The sequence below is a fragment of the Pseudomonas sp. ACM7 genome, assembly GCF_004136015.1.
In the GTDB taxonomy this organism is placed as follows: domain Bacteria; phylum Pseudomonadota; class Gammaproteobacteria; order Pseudomonadales; family Pseudomonadaceae; genus Aquipseudomonas; species Aquipseudomonas frigoris.
Map to the genome: position 1 here is coordinate 2469231 of NZ_CP024866.1, position 17620 is coordinate 2486850.

The following is a 17620-nucleotide window of genomic DNA, read 5'->3' on the forward strand; positions in this document are numbered from 1 at the left end:
TCGGTCAGCTCCCTTGCAGCGGTTTGGCGTCCTGGAAGAAGTAGTCCTTCCACGAGTCCGGTTTGTTTTTGATCGCGCCGACACGGTAGAGGAATTCGGCCAGCGGGTAAGTGTTTTTCGGCGTGACGCTGAATTCGAACTGTGGGTCATCGATGATTTTCAGCAGCGCGGCACGGTCGATTTTGGCCTTGGTGACGCGGATGTAAGTATCCGCCGCCGCGCCTTTATCGTTCTGGGCAAACTCGGCCGCTTCAGTCAGCGCCTGGACGAACGCTTTATAGGTTTTCGGGTTCTCGTCGCGGAATTTCTCGGTGGCGAACAGCACCGTCGGCGAGTTCGGGCCGAGCACGTCATTGGAATTGAGCACAACGTGGACGTTAGGGTTAGCCAGCTCTTGATCCTGGAACGGCGGGTTGGAAAAGTGCCCGGTCAACTCGGTGCCGCCGGCAATCAGCGCCGCCGTGGCGTCGGGGTGCGGAACGGCGATGGTGTACTTGTCGAGGCGATTGAATTCCTTGTCACCCCACTGCTTGGCGGCCGCGTATTGCAGGATGCGCGACTGCACCGACACGCCGACCGCCGGCACCGCGATGCGGTCCTTCTCGGTGAAGTCAGCGATGGTTTTGACCTTGGGATTGTTGCTCACCAGGTAGTAAGGGAAGTTGCCAAGGGAAGCCACGGCTTTGACGTTCTGCTTGCCGTGGGTGCGGTCCCAGATGGTCAGCAGCGGACCGACGCCCGCACCGGCAATATCAATGGAACCGGAGAGCAATGCATCGTTGACCGCCGCACCACCGGAGAGCTGGGTCCAGTCGACCTTGATGTCGATGCCTTCCTGCTTGCCGTACTTCTCGATCAGGTTCTGATCGCGCACCACATTGAGCAACAGATAAACAATGCCGAACTGCTCGGCGATGCGGATTTCACCTTCGGCGTGGGCCACGGTCGGCGCCACCAGGCTGCCGGCGATCAAGCTGAAACCCAGGCCGATGGCCGCGGCCAACGGTGCAAATGGAAGACGTTTGGACATGAGAGTTTCTCCGAAAAATCAGAAAGGCGCGTCGCCCTGGATGGTGGTGCGATACAACTTGCGGCGCAGGTAGCTCGGGCATCCGGCGGCGAGATGAATCAGCGAACGGTTGTCCCAGAACACCAGGTCGTGGGCCTGCCATTGATGGCGGTAGATGTTTTGCGGCAGCACGCTGTGGGCGTAGAGCTCGTCGAGCAGTTGCTTGCTTTCGTCTTCCGGCAAACCAACGATGCGCGTGGTGAAACCCTCACTGACGAACAACGCCTTACGGCCGTTTTCCGGGTGTGTGCGGACGATCGGATGAACCACTTCGGCGACCTGAGCGAGTTGCTCTGGCGTCAGCGTCGGGCGCCAGTTGCCTTCGAATTTGGTCTCGCTGTAGCGCGCGGTGTAAGAGTGCGCGGCCGAGCGACCTTCGACGGCTTTGCGCAGCGCTTCGGGCAGGTTGTCCCAGGCTTTATGCATGTCGGCGAAGAGCGTGTCGCCGCCCTCGGATGGCAGCTCCTGGGCGTGCAGCATCGAGCCCAGGCTTGGCAGCTCTTTATAGGAAAGGTCGGAATGCCAGAACTTGCCGGCATCGCCGAGGCCGATGGATTGGCCATTTTCGATGATGTTGGAAACGATGAGGATTTCCGGATGCCCGGCGAGCAGGAATTGCTTGAGCACATGAATCTGCAACACGCCGAAACGGCGGCTGAAAGCGATCTGCTGCTCGGGGGTAATGCGTTGATCGCGGAACACCACGACGTGATGATCCAGGTGCGCACGGTGAATGCGGGCAAAGTCCTGATCATTGATCGGGCGGGACAGGTCGAGGCCGATGATTTCGACACCGACAGCGCCACTGAACGGGCGGATGTCGAAGGTTTGCGGCGCGATGTTCGCGGCGCTTGGGGAAGCCGTTGCTGCAGACATAAATCACTCCCACGCACGGCACGCTCAAAGGCGCGCGCGTCGATCAAGAAACTCACGGAGGTCCCGTGTTAGTTCGTGTCGTGCGGCGCGCCGATTGGTCGGCAGGTACGCAGGGGATGACTTTATAGGTATAAGAACGTGAATTTAAATACCGTTAGCGAATAACGATATGGCTTTTGAGGTGTGTTGCCTTTTGGGCCTCTTCGCGAGCAAGTCCGCTCCCACATTGGATGTGTGTTGATCACAGAACCAATGTGGGAGCGGGCTTGCTCGCGAAGGGGCCATTAGCCCCAGCCGAGAACTATCGCTCGTGCAACGCCTCGGCGCGCGCCCGAATAATCGGCTTGAGCAGGTAGCTGAGAATGGTCTTCTTGCCGGTGATGATGTCCACCGAAGCCACCATCCCCGGGATGATCAGCAACGGCTTTTCATCCGTCCCCAGGTGGCTGCGATCAGTGCGCAGCTTGATGATGTAGTAAGTGGTTTTCTTATCTTCGTCGGTGATGGTGTCAGCCCCGATCTGCTCAAGCTTGGCCTTCAGCCCACCATAAATGGTGTAGTCATACGCCGTGAACTTCACCGTCGCTTCCTGCCCCGGATGCAGGAACGCAATGTCCTGCGGGCGAATCTTCGCTTCCACCAGCAAGGTATCGTCCAGCGGCACGATTTCCACCAGGTCGCTGCCCGGCTGGATCACGCCGCCAATGGTGTTCACCAGCAACTTGTTGACGATGCCGCGCACCGGCGATGTCACCAGCGTCCGGCTGACCCGGTCTTCCAGCGCCTTGCCGGTGGCCTGGGCCTTGTTCAGGTCAGTGCGTGCTTCATTGAGTTGAGTCAGTGCTTCGCTGCGGAATTTGCCGCGAGTCTCGTCGATCTTGCGCTGCACTTCCTTGATCGCCGATTGGGCGCGAGGAATGGCAAGAGTGGTAGCGTCCAGTTGCCCGCGGGTTTCAACCTCGGCGCGCTTGAGTCGCAGCACTTCAACCGGCGATACCGCGCCCTGGGCCACCAACGGCTCGGACATGTCGATTTCCTGACGCTGCAACGCGAGACCGCTACGGTACTGCGACTGCTTGGAAGTGAACTCGCGCAGCTCTTGCTGACGCTGGATCAACTGCTCCTCCAAACCGCCAATTTCATCGTGCAGCTGCTGACGGCGGCTGATGTACAGCGACTCCTCGCTGGCCGCCTGACCGGGAACAGCCTTCAGCACGTCAGCCGGGAAGTTCAGCGGACGGTCGTCGACTTCTGCGCTCAAGCGTTCGACTCGCAGCAGCATCGACAGCCGATCGGCTTCGGTTTCGCCGACGTTGGAGGCGAATCGCGTGTCGTCCAGGCGAATCAGCGGTGCGCCAGCTTCGACGATCTGCCCTTCGGTCACGTACAACTCGGAGACGATGCCGCCCTCCAGGTTCTGGATTTTCTGGATCTTGGACGACGGAATGGCTTTGCCGTCGCCCTTTGTGACTTCGTCGATCACGGCGAAGTTGGCCCAGAGCATCAGGAACACGAAGAAGCCGATGATCGCCCAGATGGTCAGTCGCACCACGCGTGGGGCGTCCTCGATCAGCGCTTTGTTGACCTCGGGAAGTGGCTGGCCATGCAGCGAATCGGAGCCTTTGAAGTAACGGCCGATCGAATTCTTGAAACCCGACTTAAGCAACACTGATCTGCCCCTTCTTCAACGCTTCCATCACGGCGGCTTTCGGGCCGTCGGCAAGAACCTGCCCGCGGTCGATGACGATCAGACGATCCACCAGCGACAACAGCGAAGCCCGGTGCGTCACCAGCACCACGGTTTTGTTTTCAACCACCGCCGCGAGGCGTTGCTTTAGGCGTTCTTCACCGGTGTTGTCCATGGCACTGGTCGGTTCGTCGAGCAGCAGGATCGGCGGGTTGAGCAGTAACGCACGGGCCAGGGCAACGTTCTGGCGCTGACCGCCAGACAGGTTCTGCCCACGCTCGCCGACTTGCAGCTCATAACCTTGTGGGTGCAGACGGGCGAATTCGTGGACGCCGGCCAACTCGGCCGCTTGCAGCACCATTTCGTCTTCGACATAGCGTGCGCCCGACACGAGGTTGTCGCGCAGGGTGCCGGCCAGCAGCTGAATGTCCTGAGCCACGTAGCCAATGTTGTGGCGCAATTCGCTGACGTCGATCTGACGGATATCGACGCCATCCACCAACAGGGCGCCATCGTCCGGCTGGTAGAGGCCTACGAGCAGTTTGGCCAGGGAGCTTTTCCCCGAGCCGCTGCGACCGATGATGCCGATCTTCTCGCCAGGCTTGATGATCAGGTTGATATTCTTCAATGCCGCGTTCTGTTGGTTCGGGTAGGTGAAGTTCATCTGCCGGCATTCGATGGCGCCTTGCAGCACCTTGCGGCTCAGTGGGCGTTCCTCGAAGTTGCGCTCTTGCGGCAGCTCCATCATCTGATCGACCGAGGTCATGGTCACCCGCGCTTGCTGGTAACGGGTCAGCAGGCCAGACAGCGAGGCCAGCGGGCTGAGAGCGCGGCCGCTGAGCATGTAGCAGGCGATCAAACCGCCCATGCTCAGGTGACCGTCGATGATCTGGTACACGCCGAAGACGATCATGATCACCCCGGCCAGTTGCTGGATCAGCAAGGTGATGTTCATCGCCAGACCGGAGAGCATTTTCACCCGCAGCTCGAGGCGGCTGAGGGTGCCGATGGTCTGCTCCCACTGATATTGGCGCTCGCTTTCGGCGTTGTTGACCTTCACTGCATCGAGGCCGGCGAGGGTTTCGATCAGGCTCGACTGCCGCTCCGCGCCCAGGGCCATGGTTCGCTCCATGGTCGCCACCAGCGGCTTCTGCAAGGCATAGCCGATGAGCAGGGCAATCGGGAACGCCAGCACTGGAATCCACACCAGATGCCCGCCGAGAATCGCGATGACCATGAAGATCAACAGCGTAAACGGCAGGTCGATCAGGCTGGTGAGGGTCAGCGAAGCAAGAAAGTCCCGCAGGCTCTGAAACTCATGGATGTTCTGGGCAAAACTGCCGACCCGTGCAGGGCGGTACTTCATGGCCATGCCGACGATGCGCTCGAACAACGTGGCCGAGATGATCAGGTCGGTTTTCTTCCCGGCCAGGTCCAGGCAGAGGCTGCGCAGGCTCTTGAGGATCAGGTCGAACAGGTACGCCCCGGTGATGCCGATGGCCAACACCCACAGGGTCGATTCGGCCTGGTTCGGCACGACGCGGTCGTAGACGTTCATCACGAACAGCGGCGCGGCCATGGCAATGATGTTGATCAGGAAGCTGGCGGCGATGGCGTCGGCGTACAGCCAGCGCGAACGCTTGAGGGTGTCGCGGAACCACGAGCGCGCGCGCGGGATCAGCGTGCCGTGATTGACGTCGAATTTGTGCTGGGGTTGAGCGAAGAACACTTTGCCGATGTAGTCATCGGCCAGCAGTTCGCGGCTGACGACACTTTCGCCGCCATCGCTTTCGCTGAGCAGCAGGCGCGCCTGGTCGTCACCTAGCCAACCCAGCAGGACGGCACTGCGACCATCCTTGAGCAGCAACAGCGCCGGCATGGCAATCGCCGGGATCTGCTCCAGTTTGCGTACCAGCACCCGCCCTTGCAGACCGGCGCGAGCTGCCGCGCGGGGTAGCAGTTCAACACTCAGACGCTGCTTGGGCAACGGCAGGCCGGTGGTCAACATCGCGGCGCTGGCCGGTTTCTGATGCAGGGTGCAGAGAGCCAGCAAGCCGTCCAGTAACGGATCGTCGTGCAGCGCGCGTGGATCATGGATGAGTTGAACTCGACTGACTTCTGATTCCACGCTCGGCACTCTTGGCTAACAATTGAACAATGAAGGTTCTGCTCAATTCATACCGGGCAGTTGAACCTTCGGCTTCACGTCGTTCTGCACAACGGATGCCAACGGTGCGACCACTCCCTGGCTCTTGAGCAACTCGCCCATGGTCGCCTTGATTCGGTACTGAGTAAATAACTGAATGTTTTTGATCTCCGCCAGGCGACGAGAAGCCGAGAACAGCTCGTTTTCGCTGTCGAGCAGGTCGAGCAACGTGCGCTCGCCCAGACCGAACTGCTTCTGATAGGCGGTGCGCACGCTGGTGCTGTGATCGACATACTGCTGGGCGATCGGCACTTGGGCATTGGCGTTGTTCAAGGCATTCCAGGCCAGACCCAGCTCTTCGTTCAATACGCGCAAGGCGTTGTTGCGAATATCCAGTGCCTGGGTGGACAGGTAGGACTTGGATTCCAGATCAGCCTTGTTGCTGCCGCCGGCATACAAATTGAAGCGCATGCGCAACATGGCCTGCCATTCATTGCTGTGACCGTTCTGGCCGTCGAGATCGTTGTCGGCAGTGCGACCCAATTCGGCATCGAAGCGCGGGTAGAAGCTCGACTTGGCGGCTTCGTACTGTTTCTCGGCAGCGGCGATGTCAGATTCGGCGGAACGCAAGATCGGGCTGTTTTCCAGCATCTGCGTCCGGGCTTCATTCAGGTTGGCCGGCAACAGCGCCATGAAATCGGCAGGACGCTCCAACTGATCGGGCATCTGGCCGACGGCGCTGAGGAAGTTGGTCTCGGCGTCAGCCAGGTTGGTCTGCTCGGTGATCAGGTTGTTGCGGGCCTGAGCCATACGCGCTTCGGCCTGATCGAGGTCGGCGCCGCTGCCCACGCCGCGCTGGGTGCGCAGTTTGATCTGGTCGAAAATCCGTTCGTGGCTCTTCAGGTTCTCGGTTGCCAGGCGTACGAATTCGCGGCGGGTCAACACGTCGAGATACACCTGAGCGACGGTGAGCGCGGTGCGTTCGGACGTGCCCAGCAAGGAGTAGGCGCGGGAATTAACAGTGGCTTGTTGACGCCCCACTTCACTCGACGTCGCAAAACCGTCAAAAACCATTTGCGACAACCGCACGCTCGATTCGCTGCGATTCAGGGTTTCCCAGTGATTGTTGTTGCCAGCGGCACGCGTGGTGACGTTGTCGGTGCCTTCGCGACCATAACCGCCCAGCAGATCGACCCGTGGGAGGTATCCCCCTTTCGCTGCCTTTAACTGATAATCCGCGGCCAATCGACTGTTAACGCCTGCCTGGATTTCCGGATGGACATCCAGTGCCTGTTGCATGGCCTCCGGAAGGGTCTGCGCCTGAACAAAACTGGCGGCTACGGCGAAAGGTAAAGCCTTGAGCAGGTGCAAACGCATTATTGGAGTTTCCCGGAATTGCTTGTCTTGAATCACTGCAGAACGTGCCGCTGCATCGGATGATGACAACCGGAATTACCGCTTGTCGGAAAGTTGAATTTTGGAACTGCGTCACACTCTGCGCGGCAGGTCGGCACCGAAATATCAATGTGACATTACGGGAGCGATTGTTTAGGATGACATGCGCAAGGTCAATAGTTTGGCATAAAGTTTATAGCGAAAAAATATAGCCAATTTGTTGACGAATAACCGCGTCAAAGTTGTGCCTCTAATACCTTGAAAGTACATCCAGACTGAGCGCGATCAACCGCTCTCAGGTCCATGGAAGTCTACTGAATGTGACACCCGGAGAGTCTTCAATGAGCAGTGTTGTGGCCATCGTCAAAAGCATTGTCGGTCAGGTTTTCGCTGTGTCCCCAGAGGGCGTGCGCCGCGTACTCGTTGAAGGCGATCGGTTGTTTGTCGGCGATCAGGTAGACACCGGTGCGGCTGGCGCCATTACGCTCGAACTGGCTGACGGCCGGACCCTGGACCTGGGCCGCGACACTCAATGGAGCGGCAGCGACCCGGATTCCAGCACTGACCTGGCACAAGCCACTGCACAAGCCGCGCCATCGGTTGAAGAGCTGCAGCAAGCCATCGTTGCCGGTGCCGACCCGACCACCAATCTTGAAGCCACCGCGGCCGGTCCGACAGCTGCCGGCACAGGCGGCGCGGCGGGTGGCGGCCACAGCTTCGTGTTGCTGGATGCAACCGCTGGCCGGGTCGACCCGACCATTGGTTTCCCGACTGCGGGCATCGGCACTGCCGCGTTGGCTGCACAGAACACCATCGGCGGCCAGACTGCCGATACCAGCGCCAACGTGCAGCGCGAGTCGACCCTGACCTTGAGCGCCACGCCGACCATCACCGAGGCCGGTGGCGTGCTGGTTTACACCGCCACGTTGACCCAGGCTCCGCTGACCGACCTGACCATTACCCTGTCCAATGGCTCGGTAATTGTGATCCAGGCCGGCCAGTTGACCGGTACCGTCAACGTCCCGCTCGCGCCGAACGACACTGTCTATAGCGACCCGACCCAAATCAACGTGTCCGTCACCGGCACCACGGGCGGCAGCGGCATCATCGTCACCCCGCCGACAACCCCGGCCGTGACCCAGGTCACTGACACCGTCGATACCACCACGGTCACCTTGACCGCTGGCGCCAACGTTACCGAAGGCGGCCAGATCACTTACACCGCGACATTGACCAACCCGGCGCAGACGCCGGTCACCATCACGTTGTCCAACGGCTCGATCATCACCATCGACGCTGGCAAAACCACCGGCTCCGTGAACGTCGACACCCCGGCCAATGACGTTTATCAGAACGGCAGCACCGTTAGCACCACGATCACTGGCGCCACCGGCGGCAACTTCGAGAACCTGGTGCCAAACCCGGCTCCGGCCGTGACCACCATTACCGACTCGCCGGACACCACCACCGTCACACTGACGGCGGGATCTACAGTCACCGAAGGCGGCCAGATCACCTACACCGCGACCCTGACCAATCCTGCTCAAACGCCGGTCACTGTCACCCTGTCCAACGGCTCGACCATCACCATCGAAGCCGGCAAAACCACCGGCTCCGTGAACGTCGACACCCCGGCCAATGACGTTTATCAGAACGGCAGCACCGTCAGCACCACCATCACCGGGACCACCGGTGGCAATTTCGAGCAGCTGACCCCGAGCACCGAGCCGGCGCTGACCACCATTACCGACTCGAAAGACAACACCGGCCTGAGCCTCACCGCCACCGGCACCGTCGTCGAAGGCGGTCAGATCACCTACACCGCCACCCTGACCAACCCGGCCGGCACGCCGATGACCGTGACTTTGAGCAATGGCTCGGTCATCACCATCGAAGCGGGCAAGACCACCGGCAGCGTGACCGTCGATACCGCAGCCAATGACGTCTACAACAATGGCAGCATCGTCAGCACCACCATCACGGGAACCACCGGCGGCAATTTCGAGCAGTTGACCCCGAGCACCGAGCCGGCGCTGACCACCATTACCGACTCGAAAGACAATACCGGCCTGAGCCTCACCGCCACCGGCACCGTCGTCGAAGGCGGTCAGATCACCTACACCGCCACCCTGACCAACCCGGCCGGCACGCCGATGACCGTGACTTTGAGCAATGGCTCGGTCATCACCATCGAAGCGGGCAAGACCACCGGCAGCGTGACCGTCGATACCGCAGCCAATGACGTCTACAACAATGGCAGCACCGTCAGCACCACCATCACGGGAACCACCGGCGGCAATTTCGAGCAGCTGACCCCGAGCACCGAGCCGGCGCTGACCACTATCACTGACTCCAAGGATGACACCGGCCTGAGCCTGTCGGCGTCCACCGTAGTGGCCGAGGGCGGTTCGATCGTTTACACCGCGAACCTGACCCACGCGGCCGGCACTCCGGTCACTGTGACCCTGAGCAACGGCGCAGTGATCACCATCGCCGCCAACGCTACCAGCGGTTCCGTCACCGTCGACGCGCCGAAAGACGATGCCTACATCGACGCCGGCAAAGTCAGCGCCACGATTACCACCGCTACCGGCGGCAACTTCGAGAACCTGGTGACCAGCCCGGCGGCGGCAGTCACTGAGGTGACTGACACAATCAACATTTCGACGGTCAGCCTGACCGCCAACGGCTCTGTGGCCGAAGGCGGCACCGTGGTTTACACCGCGTCCGTGTCTGCTGAAGTCACTGGTTCGCCGGTCGTCGTGACCCTTTCCAACGGCCAGACCATCACCATTCCGGTCGGCTCGAGCAGCGCCAGCGTGAACTTTGTTGCGCCGAACGATGCTTTGGCCGGCGGCGGTTCGCTGAGCGTCAAAATCGACGACGCCAAGGGCGGCAACTTCGAAAAGCTGGAAGTCGACGGCAAGCCTGCGGACACCTCGATTACCGATACGGCTGACACCACCACACTGAGCCTTACGGCTACCGATTCGATTGCTGAAGGCGGCTCCATCGTTTACACCGCAACACTGACCAACGCTGCCGGCACGCCAGTGACTGTGACCCTGAGCAACGGCGCAGTGATCACCATCGCCGCCAACGCTACCAGCGGTTCCGTCACCGTCGACGCGCCGAAAGACGATGCCTACATTGACGCCGGCAAGGTCAGCGCCACGATCAGCACGGCCACCGGCGGCAACTTCGAGAACCTGGTCAAAAGCCCGGCTGCGGCCGTCACCACCGTCACCGATACCCTCGACACCTCGACCGTCACCCTGACCGCCACCAGCAGAGTGGCCGAGGGCGGCACCGTGGTTTACACCGCCTCGGTCGGCGCACCGGTCACCGGTTCGCCGGTGGTGGTGACCTTGTCCAACGGTCAGACCATCACCATTGGCATTGGCCAAAGCAGCGGCACAGTCAATGCCGTGGTCTCGAACGATGTGCTCAGCGGCCACGCGCCGGTGACCAACTCGATCACCAAAGTCAGCGGCGGCAACTACGAAAACCTGGTCGCCGATAAAACCCCGGTCAGCACCAGTGTGACCGACACCGTCGACTCCACCACCCTGTCGCTGAGCGCCACTGGCAATGTCAAAGAAGGCGGCCAGATCACCTACACCGCCACCCTGACCCACGCGGCCGGCAGCCCGGTTACCGTGACGTTGAGCAACGGAGCGACCATCACCATCGATGCCGGTAAAACCACTGGCACTGTGAAAGTCGATGCGCCGAAAGACGACGTCTACAAGGACGCCGGCAAACTGGAAGTCACCATCAAGGACGCCGCTGGCGGCAACTTTGAAAACCTGGTCACCAGCCCGACCCCGGCCGTGACCAACGTGGCGGACACCACCAACACCACACACCTGACCCTCAGCGCTGAAAAGTCGGTGCTCGAAGGCTCGCACATCACCTACACCGCGACCCTCACCAACGCCGCGCAAACGCCGGTAACCGTCAAGCTGAGCAACGGCGAGACCATCACCATCGACGCCGGCAAAACCACCGGTTCGGTCACCATCGCGGCGCCAAGCGACGACGTCTACAAGGATGCCGGCAAGCTCGCTGTGACAATGACGGATGCCAGCGGTGGCAACTTCGAAAAACTCGACATCAGCAAAGCGTCAGTGACCACCACCGTCAAAGACACGGTCGACTCCACGTCCCTGTCGCTGTCGGCCAGCCACACGGTCAGCGAAGGTGGCCAGATCACCTACACCGCCACCCTGAGCAACCCGACAGACACGGCCATGACCGTGAAGTTGAGCAACGGCGCCGTGATCAACATCGCCGCCGGTGCCACCACCGGTTCGGTGAACTTCGCCGCACCGGCTAACACTCCGTATATCGATGGCGGCAAAGTCCAGGCTACGATTGCCAGCCAGAGCGGCGGCAACTTCGAAAAAGTCGTCACCGACCATTCGCCGGCGGTTACCACCGTCACCGATTCGGCAGACACCACCGGCCTGAGCCTGAGCGCCACCGGCTCGGTCGCCGAGGGCGGTTCGATCGTCTACACCGCGACCCTGACCAATGCCGCTGGCTCCGCCATGACCGTGACGTTGAACAACGGCGCGATGATCCACATTGCCAAGGGCGCCACCACCGGTTCGGTGAACTTCGCCGCACCGAAGGATGACGTCTACAAAGACGCCGGCAAAGTCGAAGCCAGCATCACCAAGACTGCCGGCGGCAACTTCGAGAACCTGGTGGCCGACAAGACGCCAGCGGTTACCGACGTGACCGACACCCTCAATACGTCGACAGTCAGTCTGACGGCCAACAGCACTGTGGCTGAAGGCGGCACCGTGGTGTACACCGCTTCGGTCAACGCACCAGTGACCGGTTCGCCGGTTGTCGTGACTTTGTCCAACGGCCAGAGCATTACCATTCCGGTCGGATCGAGCAGCGCCAGCGTGCACTTCACCGCACCGAACGACGCCCTGGCTGGCGGCGGTTCGCTGAGCGTAAAAATCGACGGCACCACCGGGGGCAACTACGAAAACCTGGTGGCGAATCAAACCCCGGCGGTTACCTCGGTGACCGACGTCAAAGACACCACCACAGTTAGCTTGACCGCTTCCGATTCCGTGGCTGAAGGCGGTTCGATTGTTTACTCCGCGACGCTGACTCACGCTGCCGGCACCCCGGTCACCGTGAACCTGTCGAACGGCGCAGTGATTACCATCGCGGCGGGTGCGACGGTCGGCTCCGTGACCGTCAAGGCGCCAGCCGATGACGTCTACAAAGATGCCGGCAAAGTCGCAGCCACGATCAAGGACGCCAGCGGCGGCAACTTCGAAAACCTGGTTACCAGCCCGGCACCGGCGGTCACGCAAGTGACTGACACGATCAATACGTCGACGGTCAGTCTGACCGCGACATCCTCCGTCGCTGAAGGCGGCACGGTGGTTTACACCGCGTCCGTCACCGCGCCAGTGACCAGCTCGCCGGTTGTTGTGACCTTGTCCAACGGCCAGACCATCACCATTCCGGTCGGCGCCAGCAGCGCTAGCGTGAATTTCACCGCACCGAACGATGCCTTGGCTGGCGGCGGTTCCCTAAGCGTCAAAATCAACGACGTCAAGGGCGGCAATTACGAGAAGCTGGATGTCGACGGCAAGTCGGCAAACACCTCGATTACAGACACCGCCGACACCACCACCGTGAGCCTGACCGCTACCCACTCGGTCGCCGAAGGTGGTTCGATCGTTTACACGGCGAACCTGACCCACGCTGCCGGGACTCCGGTCACCGTGACATTGAGCAACGGCGCCGTGATCAACATCGCGGCTGGCGCCACCAGTGGCACTGTCACTGTCGATGCACCGAAAGACGACGTCTACAAAGACGCGGGCAAAGTCGAAGCGACCATCAAGGACGCCAGCGGCGGTAACTTCGAAAACCTGGTCACCAGCCCGGCAGCGGCGGTCACACAAGTGACTGACACGATCAATACGTCGACGGTCAGTCTGACCGCAACGCCCGCCACCGCTGAAGGCGGCAACGTGGTGTACACCGCGTCCGTGACCTCACCGGTCACCGGCAAGGACGTGGTCGTCATGCTGGCCAGCGGTGAAAAAATCACCATCCCGGTCGGTCAAAGCACCGCTTCGATCACCGTAAAAGCCCCGAACGATGCACTGGTCGGCCACGAGCCGCTGACCAACGCCATCAAGGATGTGGCCGGCGGCAACTACGAGCACCTGGTCGCCGACAAGACCCCGACCTCGACCGCCATCAGCGACACGCTGGACACCACCAAGGTGTCGATGACCGCCAGCGGCAGCGTGTTCGAAGGCGGCACGATCACCTACACCGCCAACCTGACGAATGCGGCCGGCACCGACATGACGGTCAAGTTGAGCAACGGCGAAAGCATCGTGATCAAGGCCGGCGACAAGTCGGGCTTCATTACCATTCCCGCACCTGCCGATGACGTCTACAAGGACGGCAGCAAAATCACCGTTGGTATCGCCAGCACCAGCGGCGGCAACTTCGAAAAGCTCGACGTCAGCACAACCACTCACACCACCACCGTCAAAGACACCGTCGACACCACCACGCTGAAGCTCAGCGCAGACGTTAGCACCGTCGGCGAAGGTGGTCAGATTACCTACACCGCGACCCTGAACCATCCAACCGACACGGCGATGACCGTGACCCTGAACAACGGTCTGGTGATCAACATCAAAGCGGGCGAGTCCAGCGGCTCCGCGCCTTATACCGTACCGAATAACGTCTATACCGGCGCAGCGGACGTCAGTACCGCGATCAAGGAAACCACCGGCGGCAACTTCGAAAAGCTGGACACCGATCGCTCGCCCGTCGTCACCAAAGTCACCGACACCGCCGACACCACCAGCCTGACCTTGAGCGCTACAGGCTCGGTTCAGGAAGGTGGGCAGATCGTCTACACCGCGACGCTGTCCCATGCCGCCGGCAGCGACATGACCGTGAAGCTGAGCAACGGCGCGACCATCACCATCCTCAAGGATGCGGTGTCCGGCCATGTCAGCGTGGCCGCACCGAAAGACGACGTCTATAAAGACGCCGGCAAAATCGAAGCGACCATCAAGGACGCCAGCGGCGGCAACTTCGAAAACCTGGTTCCGAGTACTGCCCCGGCAGTGACCGAGGTGACTGACACGATCAACACGTCGACGGTCAGTCTGACGGCCAACAGCACTGTGGCTGAAGGCGGGACCGTGGTTTACACCGCGTCCGTCACCGCGCCAGTGACCGGTTCGCCGGTGGTTGTGACCTTGTCCAATGGCCAGAGCATCACCATTCCAGTCGGATCGAGCAGCGGTAGCGTGAACTTTGTTGCGCCGAACGATGCCTTGGCTGGCGGCGGTTCGCTGAGCGTCAAGATAGATGATGCCAAGGGCGGTAATTACGAGAAGCTGGCAATCGACGCCAAGTCGGCGGACACCTCGGTCACTGATTCTGCGGACACCACAAACCTGTCGCTGAGTGCGAGCAACTCAGTCGCCGAAGGCGGTTCGATCGTCTACACCGCGACCCTGACCAACGCTGCCGGCACACCCGTGACCGTGACGTTGAGCAACGGCGCCGTGATCACCATCGACGCCGGCAAAACCACCGGCACCGCGACGGTTGATGCGCCGAAGGACGACGCTTATATCGACGCCGGCAAAGTCAGCGCCACGATCAGCACGGCCACTGGTGGCAACTTCGAGAACCTGGTACCAAGCACGATTCCGGCAGTGACCAGCGTCACTGACACCATCGATACTTCGACCGTGACCCTGAAAGCCACTGAGTCGGCCGCTGAAGGGGGCGCCGTCACCTACACCGCCACTGTTGGCGCGCCGGTCACCGGTTCGCCAGTGACGGTGTCGTTGGCCAATGGCCAAACGATCACCATCGATATCGGTAAAACCACCGGCACCGTGACCACCCTCGCACCTAACGATGCGTTGAACGGTCACACGCCGCTGACCAACGCCATCACCAACGTCAGCGGCGGCAACTACGAAAACCTGGTCGCCGACAAAACACCGGTTTCGACTTCTGTCACTGACACAGTCGACACCACCAACCTGTCGCTGAGCGCCAGCAACTCGGTCGCCGAAGGCGGTTCGATCGTCTACACCGCGACCCTGACCAATGCTGCCGGCACTCCGGTCACCGTCACGCTGAGCAACGGCGCCGTGATCACCATCGATGCCGGTAAAACCACCGGCACCGCGACCGTCGATGCGCCGAAGGACGATGCTTATATCGACGCTGGCAAAGTCAGCGCCATGATCAGCACGGCGACCGGTGGCAACTTCGAGAACCTGGTACCAAGCACGGTTCCGGCAGTGACCAGCGTCACTGATACCATCGATACCTCGACCGTGACCCTGAAAGCCACTGAGTCGGCCGCTGAAGGTGGCACCGTCACCTACACCGCCACTGTTGGCACCGCAGTCACTGGCAGCCCGGTCACCGTGTCTTTGGCCAACGGCCAGACCATCACCATCGACATCGGTAAAACCACCGGCACCGTAACCACCCTCGCACCTAACGATGCGTTGAACGGTCACACTCCGCTGACCAACGCCATTACCAGCGTCAGCGGCGGCAACTACGAAAACCTGGTCGCCGACAAAACCCCGGTCAGCACCATCGTGACTGACACAGTCGACACGACCAACCTGACTCTGAGTGCCAGCAACTCAGTCGCCGAAGGCGGTTCAATCGTCTACACCGCGACCCTGACCAATGCTGCCGGGACTCCGGTGACCGTCACGTTGAGCAACGGCGCAGTGATCACCATCGCGGCCGATGCTACCAGCGGCTCCGTCACTGTCGATGCACCGAAAGACGACGTGTACAAAGACGCCCGCAAAGTCGAAGCGACCATCAAGGACGCCAGCGGTGGCGACTTCGAAAGCCTGGTCACCAATCCGGCAGCTGCGGTCACGGAAGTGACTGACACACTCAACACGTCGACAGTCAGCCTGACGGCCAACGGCACTGTGACCGAAGGCGGCACCGTGGTTTACACCGCATCCGTCACCGCGCCAGTGACCGATTCGCCAGTGGTCGTGACCTTATCCAACGGCCAGACCATCACCATCCCGGTTGGATCGAGCAGCGCGAGCGTGAACTTTGTTACGCCGAACGATGCCCTCGCCGGCGGCGGTTCGCTGAGCGTGAAGATAGATGATGCCAAGGGCGGCAACTTCGAAAAACTGGCAATCGACGGCAAATCGGCGGACACCTCTGTCAGCGATACCGTGGACACCACCAAAGTGACCATGACCGCCAGCGGTAGCGTGTTCGAAGGCGGCACGATCACCTACACCGCCAACCTGACGAATGCGGCCGGCACCGACATGACGGTCAAGTTGAGCAACGGCGAAAGCATCGTGATCAAGGCCGGCGACAAGTCGGGCTTCATTACCATTCCCGCACCTGCCGATGACGTCTACAAGGACGGCAGCAAAATCACCGTTGGTATCGCCAGCACCAGCGGCGGCAACTTCGAAAAGCTCGACGTCAGCACAACCACTCACACCACCACCGTCAATGACACCACCGACACCACCACACTGAAGCTCAGTGCCGATGTGAGCACCGTCGGCGAAGGTGGTCAGATCACCTACACCGCCACGTTGAGCCACCCGGCCGACACCGCCATGACCGTTACGCTGAACAACGGTCTGGTGATCAACATCAAGGCCGGCGAGTCCAGCGGTTCGGCGCCGTACACCGTGCCAAATGACGTCTTCACCGGTGCGGCGCCCGTCAGGGCCGCGATCGCGGACAGCACTGCCGGCAACTTCGAAAAACTGGATACCGATAGCTCGGCCGTCGTCACAAAAGTGACTGACACCGCTGACACCGCTGACACCACGACGATTAGCCTGAGCGCGACTGAGTCGGTTGTTGAAGGTGGTTCGATCGTCTACACCGCGACCCTGACCAACGCTGCCGGCACACCCGTGACCGTGACGTTGAGCAACGGCGCCGTGATCACCATCGACGCCGGCAAAACCACCGGCACCGCGACGGTTGATGCGCCGAAGGACGACGCTTATATCGACGCCGGCAAAGTCAGCGCCACGATCAGCACGGCCACTGGTGGCAACTTCGAGAACCTGGTACCNAGCACGGTTCCGGCAGTGACCGCGGTCACTGACACCATCGATACCTCGACCGTGACCCTGAAAGCCACTGAGTCGGCAGCTGAAGGTGGCACCGTCACTTACACCGCCACCGTCGGCGCGCCGGTCACCGGTTCACCAGTGACGGTGTCGTTGGCCAACGGCCAGACCATCACCATCGACATCGGTAAAACCACCGGCACCGTGACCACCCTCGCACCCAACGATGCGCTGAACGGTCACACGCCGCTGACCAACGCCATCACCAACGTCAGCGGCGGTAACTACGAAAACCTGGTCGCCGACAAAACACCGGTCAGCAC

At 61.0% G+C, this 17620-nt stretch carries 6 protein-coding genes; 1 reads left to right on the forward strand and 5 read right to left on the reverse strand.

All coding sequences use genetic code 11. The features are described 5' to 3' along the window. Positions 1-4: 4 nt before the first annotated feature. The 5 genes from CUN63_RS11625 to CUN63_RS11645 all read right to left on the reverse strand — a co-directional run bounded on the left by CUN63_RS11625 (position 5) and on the right by CUN63_RS11645 (position 7155). Positions 5-1030, reverse strand: coding sequence for an ABC transporter substrate-binding protein (locus CUN63_RS11625; RefSeq protein WP_129439543.1), 1026 nt, complete (start codon positions 1028-1030; stop codon positions 5-7). 18 nt (positions 1031-1048) lie between these two features. Further along, positions 1049-1945, reverse strand: a complete 897-nt coding sequence (locus CUN63_RS11630; RefSeq protein ID WP_129439545.1) for a TauD/TfdA family dioxygenase — start codon at positions 1943-1945, stop codon at positions 1049-1051. A gap of 301 nt (positions 1946-2246) precedes the next feature. Further along, complete coding sequence (locus CUN63_RS11635) at positions 2247-3614, reverse strand: HlyD family type I secretion periplasmic adaptor subunit (protein WP_129439547.1); 1368 nt, start codon at positions 3612-3614, stop codon at positions 2247-2249. Beyond that, positions 3604-5760 (reverse strand): type I secretion system permease/ATPase, encoded by a 2157-nt coding sequence (locus tag CUN63_RS11640; RefSeq protein WP_129439549.1) that lies wholly within the window; start codon positions 5758-5760, stop codon positions 3604-3606. Before CUN63_RS11640 ends, CUN63_RS11635 begins: the two co-directional genes overlap by 11 nt. A gap of 42 nt (positions 5761-5802) precedes the next feature. After that, positions 5803-7155 (reverse strand): TolC family outer membrane protein, encoded by a 1353-nt coding sequence (locus tag CUN63_RS11645; RefSeq protein WP_129439551.1) that lies wholly within the window; start codon positions 7153-7155, stop codon positions 5803-5805. A 359-nt stretch (positions 7156-7514) separates the two neighbouring features. Here CUN63_RS11645 and CUN63_RS32130 point away from each other — a divergent pair. Beyond that, the coding region (locus CUN63_RS32130) for a retention module-containing protein (protein ID WP_256657695.1) at positions 7515-17620 on the forward strand (10106 nt) is incomplete at its 3' end.

Bases quoted from the DNA above. Each gene is read 5' to 3' on its own strand.
- CUN63_RS11625 (WP_129439543.1), bottom strand. From the start codon at position 1,030: ATGTCCAAACGTCTTCCATTTGCACCGTTGGCCGCGGCCATCGGCCTG.
- CUN63_RS11630 (WP_129439545.1), bottom strand. From the start codon at position 1,945: ATGTCTGCAGCAACGGCTTCCCCAAGCGCCGCGAACATCGCGCCGCAA.
- CUN63_RS11645 (WP_129439551.1), bottom strand. From the start codon at position 7,155: ATGCGTTTGCACCTGCTCAAGGCTTTACCTTTCGCCGTAGCCGCCAGT.